Raw genomic sequence first — 20215 nt, forward strand, 5'->3', positions numbered from 1 at the left:
AGGGGCACCCCGGTTCAGAGCCGTCCCACCTCCACGATCCGGCTCAGGAACCGGCGGGTGCGCTCCTCGTGGGGGTCCCCGAAGACCTGCTCCGCCGTGCCGCGTTCGAGGACCACGCCGCCGTCCAGGAAGCACACCTGGTCGGCCACCTCGCGGGCGAAGCCCATCTCGTGGGTGGCCAGCACCATGGTCATGCCCTCGTCCTTCAGGTCCCGGACGACGGCCAGGACCTCGCCCACGAGCTCCGGGTCGAGGGCGGCGGTGATCTCGTCGAGCAGCAGCAGCCGGGGACGTACGGCCAGCGCGCGGACGATCGCGGCCCGTTGCTGCTGGCCGCCGCTGAGGCGGTCGGGGTACTCGCCGGACTTGGCCCCGAGGCCGAGCCGGTCGAGCAGTTCCCGGGCGTGGGCCTCCGCCTCGGCGCGGCTCGCACCGTGCACACGGCGCGGCGCGAGCGTGATGTTCTCCAGAACCGTCATGTGCGGAAAGAGGTTGTACGCCTGGAAGACCACACCGATGCGACGGCGTACGGCGTCCTGGTCGGCCCGCGGGTGGGTGATCTCCTCGTCGTCGAGCCAGATCGCGCCGTCGTCGATCTCCTCGAGGAGGTTCGCACAGCGCAGCAGGGTCGACTTGCCCGAGCCGGAGGTGCCGATCAGCGCGGTCACCGTGTGCGGGGCGACGTCCAGGTCGACGTCCCGCAGCACCACCGTCTCGCCGAAGGTCTTGCGGACGGACTCCATCCGCAGCACCGGAGTGTCGGTCATATGGCCCCTCCTTGTGCCCGCTGACGGTCCATCCGGGCCGTGACCCAGTCCGTGAAGCGGGTCATCGGGATGGTAAGTGCGACGAAGACCAGTCCCGCGACGATGTACGGCGTGTAGTTGAGACTGCGGCCCACGATGATGTCCGCGGCGCGCACCGCGTCGACCGCGCCCCCGATCGACACGAGCCCGGTGTCCTTCTGGAGGGACACCAGGTCGTTGAGGAGCGGTGGGACCTGGCGGCGCACGGCCTGGGGGAGGACGACGTACCGCAGGGCCTGCCGGTTGGTGAGACCGAGCGCGCGGGCGGCCGCGCGCTGCGAGGGGTGCACGGACTCGATGCCGGCCCTGAACACCTCGGCGACGTAGGCCGAGTACGTCAGGGTGAGCGCCGTGCCGCCGAGCAGCACCGGGTCCACGGTGACGCCCTGCAAGCGCAGCGCGGGAACGCCCAGGACCACGATCATCAGGTTGATGATCAGCGGGAGTCCGCGGAAGAAGTCCGTGTACGCGGCGGCGAGCGCGCGCACCGGGAAGAACACCGGGCCGCGCAGGGTGCGGGCGACGGCGATCAGCATGCCCAGGACGAGGACGGCGACCCCGCAGACCAGGAGCAGCCGGACGTTGAGCCAGAGCCCTTCCAGGACCTTGGGGAACGCCTCGCGCGCGTACCGGCCGTTGAAGAACGTCTCCTTGGTGCGCTGCCAGCCCGGCGCGCTGACGACGACGAGGTAGAGGACGGCGCCGGTCACCAGGGTGGAGAGCGCTGCGATCGCCGTCGCACGACGGGCACGGGCCCGCTTGTAGCGCTCCCGTTCGACGCGCCGCCGCGACGGAACGTACGCCCCGGACGGACCGCCCTCGCCGGGGTCCTTGGCCGGGCCCTCTCCCGACTCCTCCTTCGTGAAGGTCACTTGAGCACCGGAGCGTCGACGGCCTCGGACAGCCACTGCTTCTCGACCGAGGCGAGCGTGCCGTCCTCGCGCAGCGCGTCCACGGCCTTCGTCACGCACGGGGTGAGCGCGCTGCCCTTGTCGAGGACGAGTCCGAACTGCTCCGGCGTGCCACCGGTGTTCTCGAACTGCCCGACGATCTTCGCGTCCGTCACCTCGGCCGCGGTGATGTAGAAGGCGGTCGGCAGATCGACCACGATGGCGTCGACCTGACCGTTCTTCAGCGCGGACTTGGCCTGGTCGTTCTTGGCGTACGCGGCGGGCTGCCGGTCCGGCTTCACCACGTCGTCGATGTAGTCCAGGCTGGTGGTGCCGACCTGGGCGCCGAGTTTCACGTGCCGGAGATCCGCGAGGCTCTTCGCCCCGGCCGCCTTGGAGCCCTTGAGCGCGATGACGGCCTGGCGGACGTCGTAGTAGCCGGACGAGAAGTCCACGGCCTTCTTGCGCTCGGCGCTGATCGACACCTGGTTGACGTCGAAGTCGAAGGTCTTCTCGCCGGGCGCGAAGGCCTTGTTGAAGGGGACGGTCTGCCAGACGACCTCGGACCTGTCGTAGCCGAGCTGCTTCGCCACGGCGTACGCGACCGCCGACTCGAAGCCCTCGCCGTTGGCGGGCTTGCCGTCCTTGAACCACGGTTCGTACGCGGGCTCGTCGGTCGCGACCGTCAGCTTCCCGGTCGTCCGGGTGCCCAACGCGCCCTTCGCGCAGGTCTCTCCGGATGTCCCGGTCTTCCCGGAAGTCCTGCCGGAGGCCGGGTTCTCCGGGTTCTCCGGCTGCGGGGCACAGCCCACGGCGACGGCGAGCAGGGCGACGGTGGCGGTGGACGCGGCGCGGCGCAGAGCGCGTTGGGCGAGAGGCATGGCGGGAGAGTGACAGTGCACCGTGCCGTCTGTCGAGGTCACAGCGGTAATTGTCCGCATGGTGGGAACGTGTGTTGCAGTCCCGTGAACGCTCGGCGAGAAGCCCGGCCGAGCGGTCCGGCGGGGGCTTCGCCCGGGGCCGCCGGCCGAGGGCGGGAATCGAAGGCCGGCGGCCTGTCCCACCACAGGAGCCGTCATCCTGTGCGGGGCTGCTTCCAGTGGACTGCACCACCGCGCACGCCGGGAGCGCGCGCGGGGTGCCGACGCGTGCGTCCGATTCACACGGGGCGCGCGCTCGGCGGCTTCACGCCCCGGCCGGGATTCCGCCGCACGGCCGGCGACGATCACCAGCCGCGCGCGTGCCACTCCGGCAGGTGCGGGCGCTCGGCGCCCAGGGTCGTGTCGTTGCCGTGCCCCGGGTAGACCCAGGTCTCGTCCGGCAGCGGGGCGAAGATCTTCGTCTCCACGTCGTGGATGAGGCTGGCGAACGCCTCCGGGTCCTTACGTGTGTTGCCCACACCACCCGGGAACAGGCAGTCCCCCGTGAACACATGAGGGTGCCCGTGCGGGTCGTCGTAGACGAGGGCGATCGAGCCCGGCGTGTGTCCCACCAGTTGGCGCGCGGTGAGCTCCACGCGCCCCACCCGGATCGTGTCGCCGTCGCCGACGAGGACGTCGGTGGGCACCGGGATGCCCTCCGCGTCGTCCCGGCCCGCGTAGGTGCGGGCGCCGGTGGCCGCCACGACCTCGTCGAGCGCCTGCCAGTGGTCGCCGTGCCGGTGGGTGGTGACGACGGACGCGATGCCGTCGTCACCGATCAGCGTGAGCAGCGTCGAGGCGTCGTTGGCGGCGTCGATCAGCAACTGCTCGTCGGTGGCCCGGCAGCGCAGCAGATAGGCGTTGTTGTCCATCGGGCCGACCGCGACCTTGGAGATCATCAGGTTCTGCAGCTCGTGCACTTCGGCGGGTCCGCCGACCTTCACCGCTCCGCTGTACGTCATGGCGGCCAGCCTATAGCGGGGGAGCGGGCCCGAGGTGCGTCCCGGCCTCTACAGGGGCGGAAGCGTCGGCAGCCTTCCGCCCTCGACCCGCAGCGCGGATCCGTCGCGGCGGCCGCAGAGCCAGCCGAGCAGGTCGGCGGCCGGACCGCGCACGGCGACCGGTCCGCCCCCGGCACCACCGCCGGTCGTCCAGACCTGTCCGCCGTCGGTGGCCAGGCCCGTGGACGGCACGTCCTCGTGCCCGCGGAACCGCTCGACGAGGAAGTCGATCTCCCGCGTCACGAACTCCGCCGGGAGATCCTCCAGCTCGTAGCCGATGCCGAGGTCGACATGGTGCAGCGCGACCTCCCCCCACCGCCGGAACGGCACCCGGGCCGCGGTGTCGGTGACCCCGTTGCGCAGCTCCACCGTCCGTGACCAGTCCGCGGGCGCGTCCCCGGTCTTCTGGAAGCGGGCCGCGCTCTCGCGTACGTCCGCGAGCTGGACGTCCAGGGGGCGGGGGGCGTCCCGCTCGATGTCGGCGTCCCGGGCGTCCCCGGAGACGTACATGGGGCGTCCGTCGAGGACGTTCACCAGGGCGTCCGCGTTGCGGGCGAGGTGGGCGAGCACATGGCCACGGTTCCAGCCGGGCAGCCGTGACGGCTCGGTCACGGAGGCGTTGTCCAGTTCGGCGGCCGCGCTGAGCAGCCGTTCGGTCGCGTCACGTACAGACGCCAGGTCGCGCACATGATCCATCATGTGGCCGACCCTAGCCCGGCCACACGTTCGGGTGAAGGTGGTCGGCCGCCCCCGTAAATCGAATGCGCGTGCTATAAGCTCGGGCGTGGCGTCGGGCATGCTGGAGGGTCCGGGATTGTTGTGAACCAGAAGAAAGCAACCGGCGCTGTCAGTGGCTCCCCCTAGTCTGAAAACGACGGGGGCCCCGCCCCTGTCACTTCTCTCAAGAAAGGTGCGGACCGGCGTGGCCGACCGTCTCATCGTCCGTGGAGCGCGCGAGCACAATCTCAAGAATGTCTCGCTCGACCTCCCGCGCGACTCGCTCATCGTCTTCACGGGCCTGTCGGGGTCGGGCAAGTCCTCGCTGGCCTTCGACACGATCTTCGCCGAGGGCCAGCGGCGCTACGTGGAGTCTCTCTCGTCGTACGCCCGGCAGTTCCTCGGTCAGATGGACAAGCCGGACGTGGACTTCATCGAGGGCCTCTCCCCGGCGGTCTCCATCGACCAGAAGTCGACCTCGCGCAACCCGCGCTCGACGGTCGGCACCATCACCGAGGTCTACGACTACCTGCGCCTGCTCTTCGCGCGCATCGGCAAGCCGCACTGCCCCCAGTGCAGCCGCCCCATCACGCGGCAGTCGCCGCAGGCCATCGTCGACAGGGTCCTGGAGCTGCCCGAGGGGAGCCGCTTCCAGGTGCTATCGCCGCTGGTGCGAGAGCGCAAGGGGGAGTTCGTCGACCTTTTCGCCGACCTCCAGACCAAGGGTTACAGCAGGGCGAGGGTCGACGGCGAGACGATCCAGCTCACCGAGCCGCCCACGCTGAAGAAGCAGGAGAAGCACACCATCGAGGTGGTCATCGACCGCCTCACGGTCAAGGACACCGCCAAGCGCCGCCTCACCGACTCCGTGGAGACCGCCCTCGGCCTCTCCGGCGGCATGGTCGTGCTCGACTTCGTCGACCTCCCGCAGGACGACCCCGAGCGCGAGCGCATGTACTCGGAGCACCTGTACTGCCCCTACGACGACCTCTCCTTCGAGGAGCTGGAGCCGCGCTCCTTCTCCTTCAACTCGCCTTTCGGCGCCTGCCCCGAGTGCACCGGCATCGGCACGCGCATGGAGGTCGACCCCGAGCTGATCGTCCCCGACGAGGACAAGTCGCTCGACGAGGGAGCCATCCACCCCTGGTCGCACGGCCACACGAAGGACTACTTCGGGCGGCTCGTCGGAGCCCTCGCTGACGCGTTGGGATTCCGGACCGACATCCCCTTCGCCGGCCTCCCGCAGCGCGCCAGGAAGGCCCTGCTGTACGGCCACAAGACGCAGATCGAAGTGCGGTACCGCAACCGGTACGGGCGCGAGCGCGTCTACACCACACCCTTCGAAGGAGCCGTCCCCTTCATCAAGCGGCGGCACAGCGAGGCCGAGAGCGACGCCAGCCGTGAGCGCTTCGAGGGCTACATGCGCGAGGTGCCCTGTCCCACCTGTGAGGGCACGCGGCTCAAGCCCCTCATCCTCGCGGTCACCGTCATGGAGAAGTCGATCGCCGAGGTCTCGGCGATGTCGATCAGCGACTGCGCGGACTTCCTGGGCGAGCTGAAGCTCGACGCCCGCGACAAGAAGATCGCCGAACGGGTCCTGAAGGAGGTCAACGAACGGCTGCGCTTCCTGGTCGACGTGGGCCTCGACTACCTCTCGCTCAACCGCGCGGCCGGCACCCTCTCCGGCGGTGAGGCCCAGCGCATCCGCCTGGCCACCCAGATCGGCTCCGGACTCGTCGGCGTCCTGTACGTCCTCGACGAGCCCTCCATCGGTCTGCACCAGCGCGACAACCACCGCCTGATCGAGACCCTCGTCCGGCTGCGCGACATGGGCAACACGCTCATCGTCGTCGAGCACGACGAGGACACCATCAAGGTCGCCGACTGGGTCGTCGACATCGGCCCCGGCGCGGGTGAACACGGCGGCAAGGTCGTGCACAGCGGCCCCTTGAAGGAGCTGCTCGCCAACACCGAGTCGATGACCGGCCAGTACCTGTCGGGCAAGAGGCAGATCCCGCTCCCCGACATCCGCCGCCCCGCGGACCCCGGCCGCAGCCTCACGGTGCACGGCGCCCGGGAGAACAACCTGCAGGACATCGACGTGTCCTTCCCCCTGGGCGTGCTCACGGCCGTCACGGGTGTCTCGGGTTCCGGCAAGTCCACGCTGGTGAACGACATCCTGTACACGCACCTGGCGCGCGAGCTCAACGGCGCCCGGAGCGTTCCCGGGCGGCACACCCGCGTCGAGGGCGACGACCTCGTCGACAAGGTCGTGCACGTCGACCAGTCGCCGATCGGCCGCACCCCCCGCTCGAACCCGGCGACCTACACCGGAGTCTTCGACCACGTCCGCAGGCTGTTCGCCGAGACGACCGAGGCGAAGGTGCGGGGCTATCTGCCCGGCCGCTTCTCCTTCAACGTCAAGGGCGGCCGCTGCGAGAACTGCTCGGGCGACGGCACGATCAAGATCGAGATGAACTTCCTGCCGGACGTGTACGTCCCCTGCGAGGTCTGTCACGGGGCGCGGTACAACCGGGAGACCCTGGAGGTCCACTACAAGGGCAAGTCCATCTCCGAGGTCCTGGACATGCCGATCGAGGAGGCCCTCGACTTCTTCGAGGCCGTCCCCGCCATCAACCGCCACCTCAGGACGCTCAACGACGTCGGTCTCGGCTACGTCCGGCTCGGCCAGTCCGCGCCGACGCTGTCCGGCGGCGAGGCCCAGCGCGTCAAGCTCGCGAGCGAGCTGCAGAAGCGCTCCACGGGACGCACGGTGTACGTGCTGGACGAGCCCACCACCGGTCTGCACTTCGAGGACATCAGCAAGCTCATCACGGTGCTGTCCGGCCTGGTGGACAAGGGCAACACCGTCATCGTGATCGAGCACAACCTCGATGTCATCAAGACCGCCGACTGGGTCGTCGACATGGGCCCCGAAGGCGGCAACGGCGGCGGTCTCGTCGTCGCCGAGGGCACGCCCGAGGAGGTCGCCGGGGTCCCGACCAGCCACACCGGCAAGTTCCTCCGCGAGATCCTGGGCGCCGACCGGATCAGTGACGGCGCCGCCGTGAAGGCCCCCCGCAAGGCGGCGGCCAAGAAGGCGGTGGCGGCCAAGACGGCGGCCCGGAAGACGGCCACGAAGGCCGTCAACAACACGGCCCCGAAGAAGGCGGCCGCGGCCACGAAGACCACGGAGGCCAAGAAGGCGACCCCCGCGAAGAAGACCACGCGGGCGCGCAAGGCCTGACACGACGGCAGGATCCGGTGCCCCGCGGGAACTCCCCGCGGGGCCCGTGCACTTGGCTGTCGCCGGTCGCCGGTCGCCGGTCGCCGGTCGCCGGTCGCCCGTCGGTCGGCCCCTGCTCAGAGGCCGGTTCCGGAAGGGACCTGGAGATCTCAGGGGGCGTCGAGTTCCGCGGCGTACGGCGGTTGCGCGCCCGCGCGTGAGCAGGTGATCGCCGCCGCGCGGGCCGCGAACCGCAGCAGCCCGGTCCAGTCCTCGGCGTCCAGGTCCGCCAGGGCGGCGGGAGAGAGCGCGTCCCGCGCGGCCAGGCCGTGCAGCAGGGCCGCGTTCACCGTGTCTCCGGCGCCGATGGTGTCCACCACCTCGACCGGTTCACCAGGCACGGAGTGGGCCGCGCCGTCCTGGGTGAACACCGTCAGACCGTCGCCGCCCCGGGTGATCACGACGGCCGCGGGGCCGGACGCCAGCCACTCACGCGGGGTGCCGCCCAGCCACCGCGCGTCCTCCTCGGAGAGCTTGAGGAGCGAGACCGAAGGAAGCCAGCTCTTGAAACGGGCGCGGTACGCGTCCGCGTCGGCGATCAGCCCCGCCCGGACGTTCGGGTCGAGCGCGGTGAACACACCCCGCGCGGCAGCGGTCCGCAGCAGTTCCTCGTAGGCACTCGCGCCAGGTTCCAGGACCAGGGAGACAGTGCCGAAGGACACCGCCCGCACCGCGTCGGGAAGCCGGTCCGGCGCGGTGAACAGACGGTCCGCCGTGCCCTCCACGTAGAAGGAGTAGGCGGCCGAACCGTCCGGGTCGACGGTGGCGACCGCCAGCGTCGTCGGCTCCGCGCCACGCTGCACCCAGGACACGTCGACGCCCGCCTCGCGCAGCCCGCCCAGCAGTGCCTCGCCGAAGGCGTCGTTCGAGACGCGGGAGCAGAAGACGGTGGGGGAGCCGAGGCGGCCCAGTGCCACCGCGGTGTTGTAGGGGCCACCGCCTCGCGCCGGCCGCAGGTGCACTAGCGCGCCCGCGCCCTGCGGCACCAGGTCGATCAGGGCCTCACCGGCGACGACGATCACGACAGGGATCCTTTCGCGTGGCTCTCGGGAATCTCGGGGCGGAGCGGCTCGGCGCAGCCGCACGAGCCGCGGTGGACGAAGACGCACGGGAGCCGGACCGTCCGGCCGGGCAGCTCCGGCGCGGCCAGCCGTTCCAGGAGCAGCCGGACGGCCTGCTCCCCGATCTCCTTGCCGGGCTGGGAGATCACGGTCAGCCGGGGTGTGAACAGGTCCGCCCAGGCGAAGTCGTCGAAGCAGCACAGCGCCAGGTCGTCCGGTACGGACAGGCCGCGCTCGCGCAGGGTGCGCAGCGCGCCGATGGTCATCGCGTTGTTCCCGGTGACGAGAGCGGTGGGCGGCGCGCCGAGGGAGAGCAGGGCCGCGGTGGCGCGCTCGGCCGCCTCCGTCACCGAGTCGCCGTGCACCACGAGCCGTTCGTCGTACGGGAGCCCGGCCCCCGCGAGGCCGTGACGGTAGCCGGAGATCCGCTCGGTGGTGGTACTCAGGCCCGGCAGGCCGGCGACGAGTCCGATGCGCCGGTGGCCGCGCTCGGTGAGATGGGCGACCAGCCGCGCCATGGGGGCGGCGTTCTCGGTGCAGACCTGGTCGAAGGCGAAGGAGTGGCCGGCCGGGGCCTCGACCAGGCGGTCCAGGAAGACGGTCGGGACCTGGTGCCGGGCGAGGTAGCGCAGCAGCGCGTCGGGGTCCGCCGAGGGCGCGACGATCAGTCCGTCGACGCGCCGCTCGTGGAGCAGCTGGACGACCTTCCGCTCGTGCCGGGGGTCGTCGTGCGGGTCGGCGAGGAGCAGCCCGTAGCCCTTTTCCAGGGCGCCGGCCTCGATGCCTTGGAGGATGTCCGTGAAGTACGGATTGCTGATCGCCGACACCGCGAGGCCGATGGAGCGGGTGCGCGAGGTGACCAGCGAACGCGCCAGTGCGTTGGGGGTGTAGCCGAGCGCGTCGATGGCGTCGAGGACGGCCTGACGTGTGTGGGGCAGCACCGGGCGCGTGTCGTTGAGGACATGGGAGACGGTCGCCACGGACACTCCGGCGTGCGCCGCCACGTCGACCATCGTCGCCATCGCCCAGCCCTTCCCCGCCGTGGCCCTTCCCGGGCGGGAACCTATCGCACGCGGCGGCCGGCGTAAACGCTTGCGCAAACGTTTACGTCCTCAGGAGCGCCTCAGGAGCGCCTCAGGACTACCCGTCTCCCGCCCCGCTCGGGAGCGAGCGGTCCGTACCGGTATCGTCGAGGCGCATCCAGCCCCGACCAGTGGAGACGCCATGCCCGGCCGCCGTACCGTCCTGCGAGGAGCGGCGCTCGCGCCCGTCGCCGGGATCGCCCTCACCGCCTGCTCCGGCAGCGGCGGCGGGACACCGGCGACGCCGACCGCCCCCGTCGACCTGGGCGCCGAGAGTGAGATCGCCGAGGGCGGCGCCAAGCTGTACCGGGACCGGAACGTCGTGGTCAGCCGCGCCGGGAACGGCTCCCTCAGGGCCTTCAGCGCGGTCTGCACGCACGCCGGCTGTGCCATCGACAAGCTGCGGGGAACGACGCTCGTCTGCCCGTGCCACGGCAGCGAGTTCGACGCGGCGACGGGCAAGGTACTGCGGGCACCGGCCACCGAGCCGCTGAAGGAACTGCACGTGGAGGCGAAGGGCGGGAAGATCGTCGCGGGTCCCGGCGCCTGATCACCGCGGACGCGGGGACCGGGCCGCCACCGGTCCCACCGGATCACTCCCAGTCCCAGCCGATCCCCACGATGCCCGACCGCACCCGCGGCTCGACGAGGTGCACCGAGCGGTGGTGCCCGCTCAGCGGCAGCTCCTGGCGGCCACTGCGCGGTGCCGCGGCCGAGTGCTGGGTGAAGCGGTGGCACCGCACCGGCAGCGCCTCCTCGGCGAACCCCACCTGGAGGGCGTACTGCCCGCCCGCGAAACTGAACCCGCGCACGTACTCGCTGGACGAGCCCGCCGTGCCGTCCTCGAAGGCGTAGCGGAAGAGGAACGTGTCGCCCGCGCGCAGCCGTGTGTCGAAGAGCAGCTCGGCCACCAGCACCCCGGTGTCACGGTGCCATCGCACCCGGCCCGTACGGCAGTTCTCCAGGGCGCGGACCCTCGTACGGTCAGGAGCGCAGCCCGGATCGCCGTGGTGGATGGCCACATAGCGGTCCACTCCGTCTCTGTGGGCGCGGACTATGTGCTGCGACTCGCGTGCCAGCAGCTCGCGGTGTGCGCCGATCCGCACGCGCTCGTGGTGGCCGATCGTGTGCAGTCCGCCGTCGAGCGTCGACTCCAGCTCGGCCAGCAGCTCCTCCAGGACGCCGGAGGCCTCCACCAGGGAGCGGTACGAGCGGCCCCCGGGGCGCTGTGGCTCGGAGCGTTCGTCGGCCTTGGTGAGGAGCCGGATCAGGGATTCGTCGGGGAGCTGGAGGATCTCTTCCAGGGCGCGTACGGCCCGTAGCGACTCGGGGCGCTGCGGGCGCCGCGCACCCTGCTGCCAGTAGCTCAGGCTGGTCACCCCGACCTTCACCCCGTACCGCGACAGATGGTGCTGGACGCGCTGCAGGGGCAGGCCGCGTGCGGTGATCGCGGCACGCAGCGCGATATGGAAGGGGCCGCCCGCGAGGGCCGTCTCCAGTTCCGCCGTGGCGACGTCCGCGTGCTGTGTGCCGTGCCGCATGCAGGAGCCTTTCTGTGGAGTTCACAACGGCTGGTCAGACCGTCGCGCGAGGGTTCCCGGGGACGCCCGGCCGGCGCGCGGTTCCGGTTCACACGCGCCTGTCGCCGTCCACGCCCCCGAGTTCCCCCGCATTGAAGCGTGTTGACCAAGTCCCGACAACACCTGATGCCCAACACGGTCGGCCCGGTGGCGCGGATGCGTTCGTCCGTCGCGCCCGCCCGTCCCGCCGACAGGGCAGGAGAGGCCGGGGGCTCCCCGGCCGCGCGCCCGGCCGGAGCCGACTTCGGCGGGAACGCGCGGGCCGGGCCGGTCACGAGCGGCACCGGATGGCCGGGAGCGCACCACGCCGGTGGTCCGGCGTCCCGGGGACACCGGCCCGGGGCACCGTCCGGCTCCCCCGGACCGGTACCGGACCACCGGCCCGCCCCGACCTCGCTGTCACGCCCCCGGCGTCCCCGGCGTTCCAGACGTCCGGCGTCCCCGGCGTCCCCGGCGTTCCAGACGTCCGGCGTCCCCGGCGTTCCTGGGCGCCCTCCGCCTCGACGTCCCGTCCTCGGCGTCCGCGGCGTCCCGCCGGGACCCCGGACGCCGCCGGACTCGTCCACGGGCGGACCGGGAGGCCGTCACGGTGTCAGCCCGCGCCAGTAGGGTGTGTGACATGGCCGACCCCTCCAGCTACCGCCCCAAGCCGGGACAGATCCCGGACTCTCCAGGGGTGTACAAATTCCGCGACGAGCACCGCCGGGTGATCTACGTCGGGAAGGCGAAGAGCCTGCGCCAGCGCCTGGCCAGTTACTTCCAGGACCTGACGAACCTCCACCCCCGCACCCGCACCATGGTCACCACGGCGGCGTCCGTGGAGTGGACGGTGGTGTCCACGGAGGTCGAGGCGCTCCAGCTGGAGTACTCCTGGATCAAGGAGTTCGACCCCCGGTTCAACGTCAAGTACCGCGACGACAAGAGCTACCCGTACCTCGCGGTGACCATGAACGAGGAGTTCCCCCGCGTCCAGGTGATGCGCGGCCACAAGCGCAAGGGCGTGCGCTACTTCGGGCCGTACGGGCACGCGTGGGCGATCCGCGACACCGTGGACCTGCTGCTGCGCGTCTTCCCCGTCCGCACCTGCTCGGCCGGCGTGTTCAAGAACGCCGCCCGCACCGGCCGCCCCTGCCTCCTCGGGTACATCGGCAAGTGCTCCGCCCCCTGCGTCGGGCGCGTCACCGCCGAGGAGCACCGTGAACTGGCCGAGGAGTTCAGCGACTTCATGGCCGGCCGCACGGGGACGTACATCCGCCGCCTGGAGAAGCGGATGACGGACGCGGCGGAGGAGATGGAGTACGAGCGCGCGGCCCGTCTGCGCGACGACATCGAGGCCCTGAAGAAGGCCATGGAGAAGAGCGCGGTCGTCCTCGCCGACGCGACCGACGCCGACCTGATGGCCGTCGCGGAGGACGAGCTGGAAGCGGCCGTGCAGATCTTCCACGTACGCGGCGGCCGGGTGCGCGGACAGCGCGGCTGGGTCACCGACAAGGTCGAGGCCGTCACCACCGGTGACCTGGTCGAACACGCGCTCCAGCAGCTCTACGGGGAGGAGACGGGCGACTCCGTCCCCAAGGAGGTGCTCGTCCCGGCGCTGCCCGACCTCGTGGAGCCCGTCCAGGAGTGGCTGGCCGCGCGCCGCGGCTCGAACGTGTCCCTGCGCATCCCGCAGCGCGGCGACAAGAAGGCGCTCATGGAGACCGTGCAGCGCAACGCGCTCCAGGCGCTCGCCCTGCACAAGACCAAGCGCGCCTCCGACCTCACCACCCGCTCCCGGGCCCTGGAGGAGATCGCCGAGGCCCTCGCCCTGGACAGCGCCCCGCTCCGGATCGAGTGCTACGACATCTCGCACCTCCAGGGCGACGACGTGGTGGCGTCGATGGTGGTCTTCGAGGACGGACTGCAGCGCAAGGGCGAGTACCGCCGCTTCCAGATCAAGGGCTTCGCGGGCCAGGACGACGTCCGGTCCATGCACGAGGTGATCACCCGCCGCTTCAGGCGCTACCTCGCCGAGAAGGAGCGGACCGGCGAATGGACGGACGGCGAGGACGAGGTGACGAGCGCCGGGGAGAGCGCCTTCACCGAGGACGACGGCCGCCCCAAGCGCTTCGCCTACCCCCCGCAGCTGGTCGTCGTCGACGGCGGCCGGCCGCAGGTCGCGGCCGCCCAGAAGGCCCTGGACGAACTGGGCATCGACGACATCGCCGTCTGCGGCCTGGCCAAGCGGCTGGAGGAGGTCTGGCTGCCGGACGAGGACGACCCGGTGGTCCTGCCGCGCACCAGCGAGGGCCTGTACCTGCTCCAGCGCGTCCGTGACGAGGCCCACCGCTTCGCCATCACCTACCAGCGCGTCAAGCGGGCCAAGCGCTTCAAAGCGAGCCCGCTGGACGAGGTGCCGGGTCTCGGCGAGACACGCAAACAGGCGCTGATCAAGCATTTCGGTTCCGTGAAAAAGCTGCGATCCGCGACAATCGACCAGATCTGCGAAGTTCCCGGCATAGGCCGCAAGACGGCCGAGGCGATCGCCGTGGCCCTCGCCCAGGCGGCTCCGGCCGCACCCGCCGTGAACACGGCGACTGGAGAGATCATGGAAGACGAGGAGCCCGGGACGACGCCGGACTCCCCGGAGGAGCCCGTGACCGCGGGCGCCTCGTACGAACGACGGGGGCAGGAGACATGAGCGACAGCGAACGACAGGACCGACAAGAGGACGCCCCACAGGGCGCCGAAGCGACAGAGGGAACGCAGGAAGACACGACGATGGAGACGGCCGTGGCACCCGACGCCGCCATCCCCGAACTGGTGATCATCTCCGGGATGTCCGGAGCGGGCCGGTCGACGGCCGCCAAGTGCCTGGAGGACCTCGGCTGGTTCGTCGTGGACAACCTGCCGCCCGCGCTGATCCCCACCATGGTGGAGCTCGGCGCCCGCTCCCAGGGCAACGTGGCCCGGATCGCGGTCGTCGTCGACGTCCGCGGCCGCCGCTTCTTCGACAACCTCCGTGAGTCCCTCGCCGACCTGGAGTCGAAGAACGTCACCCGGCGGATCGTCTTCCTGGAGTCCTCCGACGAGGTGCTGGTGCGCCGCTTCGAGTCCGTGCGCCGCCCGCACCCCCTCCAGGGCGACGGCCGCATCGTCGACGGCATCGACGCCGAACGCGAGCTGCTGCGCGAGCTGCGCGGCGACGCGGACCTGGTCATCGACACCTCCAGCCTGAACGTGCACGAGCTGCGCGCCAAGATGGACGCCCAGTTCGCGGGCGAGGAGGAGCCCGAGCTGCGGGCCACCGTGATGTCCTTCGGTTTCAAGTACGGCCTCCCCGTGGACGCCGACCTGGTCGTGGACATGCGCTTCCTGCCGAACCCCCACTGGGTCCCGGAGCTGCGCCCCTACACCGGCCTCAACGAGGAGGTCGCGGCCTACGTCTTCAACCAGCCCGGCGCCAAGGAGTTCCTCGACCGCTACGCCGAGCTGCTCCAGCTGATCGCCGCCGGCTACCGCCGCGAGGGCAAGCGCTACGTGACCATCGCGGTCGGCTGCACCGGCGGCAAGCACCGCTCCGTCGCCACCTCCGAGAAGCTCGCCGCCCGCCTCGCCTCGCAGGGCGTGGAGACCGTGGTCGTCCACCGGGACATGGGCCGGGAATGACGGGACGTGCCGCACTGCGGCTCAGCAGGCTGCGGAGGATCACCGCGGAGGGACAGGGCGGCAGACCCGCCGAGGCACGCGGCGCGAAGCCGCGCCGCCGAGGCGCCCAGCCCAAGGTCGTCGCCCTGGGCGGCGGCATGGGCCTGTCCGCCTCGCTCGCCGCGCTGCGCCGCATCACCGGGGACCTCACCGCCGTCGTCACCGTGGCCGACGACGGCGGCTCCAGCGGCCGGCTGCGCGACGAACTGGGCGTGCTGCCCCCCGGCGACCTGCGCAAGGCCCTGGCGGCGCTGTGCGGCGACGACGACTGGGGCCAGACCTGGGCCCGCGTCATCCAGCACCGTTTCCAGTCCAAGGGCGACCTGCACGAGCACGCGGTCGGCAATCTGCTGATCGTCGCCCTGTGGGAACAGCTCGGCGACCACGTCCAGGCCCTGGACCTGGTCGGCAGGCTGCTGGGCGCGCACGGCCGGGTGCTGCCCATGTCCGCCGTGCCCCTGGAGCTGCAGGCCCTGGTCAAGGGCCACCGGCCGGAGCGGCCCGACGACGTGGAGACGGTCCGCGGGCAGGCCACCGTGGCGCTCACCCCCGGTGAGGTGCAGTCCGTGCACGTCGTGCCGCACGACCCGCCCGCCGTCCCCGAGGCGGTGGCGGCCGTCCTCGACGCGGACTGGGTGGTGCTGGGCCCCGGCTCCTGGTTCTCCTCGGTGATTCCGCATCTTCTCGTCCCCGAGCTGCTGGACGCCCTCACGCAGACGAAGGCCCGCCGGGTACTCTCCCTGAACCTCGCCCCGCAGCCCGGAGAAACCGAGGGCTTCTCTCCGCAGCGTCATTTGGAGGTTTTGGGACGACACGCCCCTAAACTCGCCCTGGACGTGGTGCTGGCCGACGAGGCCGCCGTGCCCGACCGCGACTCACTGACCGACGCTGCCAAGCGGTTCGGCGCCGCGGTCGAGCTGGCGCCGGTGGCCCGGACCGACGGATCTCCGCGGCACGACCCGGAGCTGTTGGCCGCCGCGTACGACCGTATTTTTCGGATGCATGGAAGGATCGGCCCATGGCGATGACGGCAGCGGTGAAGGATGAGATCTCCCGGCTTCCCGTCACCCGGACCTGCTGCAGAAAGGCGGAGGTATCCGCCATTCTGCGGTTCGCGGGCGGCCTTCACCTGGTGAGCGGCCGGATCGTGATCGAGGCGGAGCTCGACACCGCGATGGCGGCACGTCGGCTGAAGCGGGACATCCTGGAGATCTTCGGCCACAGTTCCGAACTGATCGTGATGGCGCCCGGCGGGCTGCGCCGCGGCTCCCGCTATGTCGTGCGCGTCGTGGCGGGCGGCGACCAGCTGGCCCGCCAGACAGGGCTCGTGGACGGCCGTGGACGCCCGATCAGGGGCCTTCCGCCGCAGGTGGTCTCGGGGGCCACCTGCGACGCCGAGGCGGCCTGGCGTGGAGCCTTCCTCGCGCACGGCTCGCTGACCGAGCCCGGCCGCTCCTCCTCGCTGGAGGTGACCTGCCCGGGCCCGGAGGCCGCGCTCGCACTGGTCGGCGCCGCCCGCCGGCTGTCGATCGCGGCGAAGGCCCGCGAGGTGCGCGGAGTGGACCGGGTGGTCGTACGGGACGGGGACGCGATCGGCGCGCTGCTGACCCGCCTCGGCGCGCATGAGTCCGTGCTCGCCTGGGAGGAGCGGCGGATGCGCCGCGAGGTCCGGGCCACGGCCAACCGGCTCGCCAACTTCGACGACGCCAACCTGCGCCGCTCCGCCCGTGCGGCCGTCGCCGCCGGGGCACGCGTGCAGCGTGCCCTGGAGATCCTCGCCGACGAGGTTCCGGAACACCTCGCCGCGGCCGGACGGCTGCGCATGGAGCACAAGCAGGCATCCCTGGAGGAGCTGGGCGCGCTCGCCGACCCGCCGCTGACCAAGGACGCCGTCGCCGGCCGCATCCGACGGCTGCTGGCCATGGCCGACAAGCGGGCCCAGGATCTGGGAATCCCGGGTACGGAGTCCAACCTCACCGAGGAAATGGCGGACAACCTCGCGGGTTGACCGGCCCGATGAACCTCCAGAAGCCCAACACGCCGGTGCCGATGCCCACTTGGGACATCGGCACCGGCGTTTACTTGTCCGTGAGGCGCTCTTGACTTGACCATGAAGTGTCATGAGCCTGGCATCTGTTCGCCACTGTGGCGGACACATGCAAGGGGGGCTCATGAGACCAAGAGCGAGAGCGATCCTCGCTGCGGGCGCACTCCTGCTGGGCGGTGCCGGCATGGCGCCCATCGCCCAGGCGCAGAGTGGGAGTTCGCCGGAACCCGACGCGAACGCCGTGAAGGTCTTCCACGCGGAGGTCACGAAGCAGCAGATACCCCTGCTGCTCGCGGCCGGGCAGGACGGCCACGAACTCGGCGACCGGGCCGCGAAGAACGGCAAGAGCGCGGTCGAGGTCTACCTGACCGACAGACAGGCCCGGAAGCTGGAGAAGCAGGGGGTCGAGCTCACCGAGCACACGCTTTCGGCCAGGACCGAGGCGCGCGTCGAGGGCGCGGCTCAAGGCGTGTTCCGGCCGTACAGCGGAAAGGGCAATCTCCAGGAGGAGATCGTCAGGACCGGAGCGGCCCATCCCGACCTCACCAAGGTCGTCTCCATCGGCAAGACCCTCAAGGGCCAGGACATCCTCGCGGTGAAGCTGACCAAGGGCGCGAAGAAGACGAAGGACGGCTCCAAGCCGTCCGTGCTGTACATGTCCAACCAGCACGCACGTGAGTGGATCACGCCCGAGATGACCCGGCGCCTGATGCACTACTACCTGGACAACTACTCCACGGACAAGCGCATCAAGAAGATCGTGGACTCGACCGAACTGTGGTTCGTGCTGTCGGCCAACCCGGACGGCTACGACTACACGTTCCAGGGCGAGGACGAGCGCCAGTGGCGCAAGAACCTGCGGGACGTGAACGGCGACGGTGTCGTCTCCACCGGCGACGGCGTCGACCTCAACCGCAACTTCGCCTACAAGTGGGGCTACGACGACGAGGGCTCGTCCCCGAACCCCACGAGCGAGACCTACCGCGGCGCGAGCCCCGGCTCCGAGCCCGAGACCCGGGCCCTCGACGCCTTCGAGAAGCGTGTCGACTTCACGTACGGCATCAACTACCACTCGGCCGCCGAACTGCTCCTCTACGGAGTGGGCTGGCAGGTGGCGACGCCGACCCCGGACGACGTGCTCTACAAGTCGCTCGCCGGAACCCCGGAGAACTCGGCGATCCCCGGCTACCACCCGCAGGTCTCCTCGGAGCTCTACACCACCAACGGTGAGGCGGACGGCCACGCGGGCAACGTCAACGGCATGGCGATGTTCACCCCCGAGATGTCGACCTGCCAGAGCGCGTCGAACCTCGACCCGAACGACGCCTGGAACGCGGCGGACTGCGCCTCGGTCTTCACCTTCCCGGACGACGAGAAGCTGATAGAGCAGGAGTTCGAGAAGAACGTCCCGTTCGCGCTCTCCGTCGCCGAGACCGCAGCCCACCCCGACCAGCCCTCCTCCTCGGTCGGCGTCGACGCGCCGGACTTCACCCCCGCCGCCTTCACCACGTCGTACTCCCGCGGAGCGGACCAGGAGGTCTCCGTCGTCGTCCGCAAGTCCGTACGCGACAAGGAGCTCAAGTACCGGGTCAACGGCGGCCGGACGCTGGACATGGCACTCAAGCCCTGGCGCGGCGGCGAGACCTACGGCGGCCAGGACAACCTCTACTTCGACGAGTACCGCGCCAAGGTCAAGGACGGCGACCGGGGCGACAAGGTCGAGGTCTGGTTCACCGGTGAGACCAGGAGCGGCAAGAAGACCTCCAGCACACACTTCACCTACACCGTGGCCGACCGCCCCGTGGCCGACACCCTCGTCGTCGCCGAGGAGGGCGCGGCCGCCACGCAGTCCCAGGCATACGTCGACGCCCTGAGGGCCAACGGGAAGAAGGCCCTCGTCTGGGACGTGGCCACCCTCGGCGCGCCCGACGCGCTCGGCGTGCTCGACCACTTCAGGACGGTCGTCCACTACACCGGAGCCGTACGACCCGCGAACGCCACCCAGCTCCAGCTGCGCGCCTTCCTCAACGAGGGCGGGAAACTGGTCGAGGCGGGCGAGCAGGCCGGCGGCAACGTCGACCTCGGCGGAGGCAGCCTCTCCAACGACTTCAGCCAGTACTACCTCGGCGCCTACTCCCGTACGTCCACCCCGGGCGCCAACGGCTTCACCGGCTCCGGCAGGCTAGCCGGATTCACCGGGGCGCTCGGGAACGCGCCCGGCAACCCGCTGAACGCCGCGGGCACCTACGGCGTCACCTCGGACTCGCTGCCCGCCGCCCAGTACCCGCAGTTCGCCTCCAGCGCGGGTGCCGGCCAGTTCGCCGGCACCGTCAACCCCTACGGGCCCTACGCCGGCTCGTTCATGGCCGCCGCGGTGCACACCGACGACGCCTACAAGCGACTCACCCGCACCATCGACCTCACCGGCGTCAGCGCCGCCGCGAAGCCGGCGCTGCGCACCCAACTCCTGTGGGACACGGAGCCCGGCTACGACCACGCGATCGTCGAGATCCACACCACCGGGGCCGACGACTGGACGACACTGCCCGAGGCGGGCGGCGCCACCAGCAGCGGGGTGCCCGCGGAGTGCGAGGCCGGGTTCCTGGTCCACGAGCACCCCTGGCTCAAGCACTACCTGACCGTCAACGCGTCCGGCTGCGCCAACACCGGCACCAGCGGGGCCTGGAACAGCTTCACCGGCGCCTCCAGCGGCTGGCAGCAGGTCGCCTTCGACCTGAGCGCCTACGCCGGGAAGTCGGTGGAGGTGTCCCTGAGCTACATCACCGACCCGAGCTCCGGCGGTCACGGTGTCCTCGCGGACGACACCTCCCTCGTCGTCGCCGGGGCGGCCACCGAGACGGAGGGCTTCGAGACCTCCCTCGGCCCCTGGCGTGTCGCCGGACCGCCCCCGGGCAGCCCGGCCGTGCTCAAGGACTGGGCGCGCTACGGAGAGTTGTTCAAGACGTACGGAGGGATCACCACCGGTGACACCGTGCTGCTGGGCTTCGGCCTGGAGCACGTCACCACGGCGGCCGACCGCGCGGCCCTCATCGGGAAGGCGCTCACCGCTCTGAAGAGCTGATCCGCGGCGGCTGCCTCGTCAACATCGAGGGTGTTCCGTACCCCTACTGGTGGGTA

At 71.0% G+C, this 20215-nt stretch carries 15 protein-coding genes; 7 read left to right on the forward strand and 8 right to left on the reverse strand.

Going from position 1 to position 20215, the window contains the following annotated elements; all coding sequences use genetic code 11:
- Nucleotides 1-14 precede the first annotated feature (14 nt).
- From ACFVTC_RS05920 to ACFVTC_RS05940, 5 genes are all read right to left on the reverse strand, one after another.
- Nucleotides 15-767 (reverse strand): amino acid ABC transporter ATP-binding protein, encoded by a 753-nt coding sequence (locus ACFVTC_RS05920; protein WP_390124331.1) that lies wholly within the window; start codon nt 765-767, stop codon nt 15-17.
- Nucleotides 764-1678, reverse strand: coding sequence for an amino acid ABC transporter permease (locus ACFVTC_RS05925; protein WP_390124333.1), 915 nt, complete (start codon nt 1676-1678; stop codon nt 764-766). Before ACFVTC_RS05925 ends, ACFVTC_RS05920 begins: the two co-directional genes overlap by 4 nt.
- The gene (locus ACFVTC_RS05930; protein WP_390124335.1) at nt 1675-2577 is read right to left on the reverse strand and encodes an ABC transporter substrate-binding protein; all 903 of its coding nucleotides are present in this window, start codon (nt 2575-2577) and stop codon (nt 1675-1677) included. The genes ACFVTC_RS05925 and ACFVTC_RS05930 overlap by 4 nt, the downstream gene beginning before the upstream one ends.
- Nucleotides 2578-2921: 344 nt before the next feature.
- Entirely contained in the window at nt 2922-3578 is a 657-nt protein-coding gene (locus ACFVTC_RS05935; protein ID WP_390124337.1) for an MBL fold metallo-hydrolase, read from the reverse strand.
- 48 nt (nt 3579-3626) lie between these two features.
- A complete protein-coding gene (locus ACFVTC_RS05940; RefSeq protein ID WP_390124339.1) occupies nt 3627-4316 on the reverse strand; it encodes a maleylpyruvate isomerase family mycothiol-dependent enzyme in 690 nt (229 codons plus the stop codon).
- 223 nt (nt 4317-4539) lie between these two features.
- Between ACFVTC_RS05940 and uvrA the strand changes: the two genes are divergently transcribed.
- Complete coding sequence (uvrA, locus tag ACFVTC_RS05945; protein ID WP_390124341.1) at nt 4540-7581, forward strand: excinuclease ABC subunit UvrA; 3042 nt, start codon at nt 4540-4542, stop codon at nt 7579-7581.
- A gap of 149 nt (nt 7582-7730) precedes the next feature.
- Here the strand turns inward: uvrA and ACFVTC_RS05950 are convergent, their stop codons facing one another.
- The gene (locus tag ACFVTC_RS05950; RefSeq protein ID WP_390124343.1) at nt 7731-8642 is read right to left on the reverse strand and encodes a carbohydrate kinase; all 912 of its coding nucleotides are present in this window, start codon (nt 8640-8642) and stop codon (nt 7731-7733) included.
- Complete coding sequence (locus tag ACFVTC_RS05955) at nt 8639-9703, reverse strand: LacI family DNA-binding transcriptional regulator (RefSeq protein ID WP_390124345.1); 1065 nt, start codon at nt 9701-9703, stop codon at nt 8639-8641. Before ACFVTC_RS05955 ends, ACFVTC_RS05950 begins: the two co-directional genes overlap by 4 nt.
- Nucleotides 9704-9905: 202 nt before the next feature.
- Between ACFVTC_RS05955 and ACFVTC_RS05960 the strand changes: the two genes are divergently transcribed.
- On the forward strand, nt 9906-10313 hold the full coding sequence (locus ACFVTC_RS05960) for a Rieske (2Fe-2S) protein (RefSeq protein ID WP_390124347.1): 408 nt from the start codon (nt 9906-9908) through the stop codon (nt 10311-10313).
- A 43-nt stretch (nt 10314-10356) separates the two neighbouring features.
- Here ACFVTC_RS05960 and ACFVTC_RS05965 read toward each other — a convergent pair whose 3' ends face one another.
- The gene (locus tag ACFVTC_RS05965; RefSeq protein WP_390124349.1) at nt 10357-11304 is read right to left on the reverse strand and encodes a hypothetical protein; all 948 of its coding nucleotides are present in this window, start codon (nt 11302-11304) and stop codon (nt 10357-10359) included.
- A 658-nt stretch (nt 11305-11962) separates the two neighbouring features.
- On the opposite strand from ACFVTC_RS05965, the gene uvrC reads away from it, so the two are divergent.
- The 5 genes from uvrC to ACFVTC_RS05990 all read left to right on the forward strand — a co-directional run bounded on the left by uvrC (nt 11963) and on the right by ACFVTC_RS05990 (nt 20159).
- On the forward strand, nt 11963-14023 hold the full coding sequence (gene uvrC, locus ACFVTC_RS05970) for an excinuclease ABC subunit UvrC (RefSeq protein ID WP_390124351.1): 2061 nt from the start codon (nt 11963-11965) through the stop codon (nt 14021-14023).
- A complete protein-coding gene (gene rapZ, locus ACFVTC_RS05975) occupies nt 14020-14991 on the forward strand; it encodes an RNase adapter RapZ (RefSeq protein WP_168527565.1) in 972 nt (323 codons plus the stop codon). The genes uvrC and rapZ overlap by 4 nt, the downstream gene beginning before the upstream one ends.
- Nucleotides 14988-16058, forward strand: coding sequence for a uridine diphosphate-N-acetylglucosamine-binding protein YvcK (gene yvcK, locus ACFVTC_RS05980; protein ID WP_390124353.1), 1071 nt, complete (start codon nt 14988-14990; stop codon nt 16056-16058). Before rapZ ends, yvcK begins: the two co-directional genes overlap by 4 nt.
- Nucleotides 16049-17038 carry a DNA-binding protein WhiA gene (whiA, locus tag ACFVTC_RS05985; protein WP_010987695.1) on the forward strand — a complete coding sequence of 330 codons (990 nt, stop codon included), beginning with the start codon at nt 16049-16051 and terminating at the stop codon, nt 17036-17038. The genes yvcK and whiA overlap by 10 nt, the downstream gene beginning before the upstream one ends.
- Before the next feature lie 163 nt (nt 17039-17201).
- Nucleotides 17202-20159, forward strand: coding sequence for a M14 family zinc carboxypeptidase (locus tag ACFVTC_RS05990; protein WP_390124356.1), 2958 nt, complete (start codon nt 17202-17204; stop codon nt 20157-20159).
- Nucleotides 20160-20215: the final 56 nt, after the last annotated feature.

The sequence above is a fragment of the Streptomyces sp. NPDC057950 genome, from assembly GCF_042887295.1.
Lineage (GTDB): Bacteria > Actinomycetota > Actinomycetes > Streptomycetales > Streptomycetaceae > Streptomyces > Streptomyces kaempferi.

What these genes read in the sequence shown, in the direction of transcription:
- yvcK (WP_390124353.1), top strand. Translation starts at nt 14,988, where the DNA reads ATGACGGGACGTGCCGCACTGCGGCTCAGCAGGCTGCGGAGGATCACC.
- uvrC (WP_390124351.1), top strand. Translation starts at nt 11,963, where the DNA reads ATGGCCGACCCCTCCAGCTACCGCCCCAAGCCGGGACAGATCCCGGAC.
- ACFVTC_RS05955 (WP_390124345.1), bottom strand. Translation starts at nt 9,703, where the DNA reads ATGGCGACGATGGTCGACGTGGCGGCGCACGCCGGAGTGTCCGTGGCG.
- ACFVTC_RS05990 (WP_390124356.1), top strand. Translation starts at nt 17,202, where the DNA reads ATGAGACCAAGAGCGAGAGCGATCCTCGCTGCGGGCGCACTCCTGCTG.
- ACFVTC_RS05965 (WP_390124349.1), bottom strand. Translation starts at nt 11,304, where the DNA reads ATGCGGCACGGCACACAGCACGCGGACGTCGCCACGGCGGAACTGGAG.
- rapZ (WP_168527565.1), top strand. Translation starts at nt 14,020, where the DNA reads ATGAGCGACAGCGAACGACAGGACCGACAAGAGGACGCCCCACAGGGC.
- ACFVTC_RS05920 (WP_390124331.1), bottom strand. Translation starts at nt 767, where the DNA reads ATGACCGACACTCCGGTGCTGCGGATGGAGTCCGTCCGCAAGACCTTC.
- ACFVTC_RS05935 (WP_390124337.1), bottom strand. Translation starts at nt 3,578, where the DNA reads ATGACGTACAGCGGAGCGGTGAAGGTCGGCGGACCCGCCGAAGTGCAC.
- ACFVTC_RS05960 (WP_390124347.1), top strand. Translation starts at nt 9,906, where the DNA reads ATGCCCGGCCGCCGTACCGTCCTGCGAGGAGCGGCGCTCGCGCCCGTC.
- ACFVTC_RS05940 (WP_390124339.1), bottom strand. Translation starts at nt 4,316, where the DNA reads ATGATGGATCATGTGCGCGACCTGGCGTCTGTACGTGACGCGACCGAA.
- ACFVTC_RS05930 (WP_390124335.1), bottom strand. Translation starts at nt 2,577, where the DNA reads ATGCCTCTCGCCCAACGCGCTCTGCGCCGCGCCGCGTCCACCGCCACC.
- whiA (WP_010987695.1), top strand. Translation starts at nt 16,049, where the DNA reads ATGGCGATGACGGCAGCGGTGAAGGATGAGATCTCCCGGCTTCCCGTC.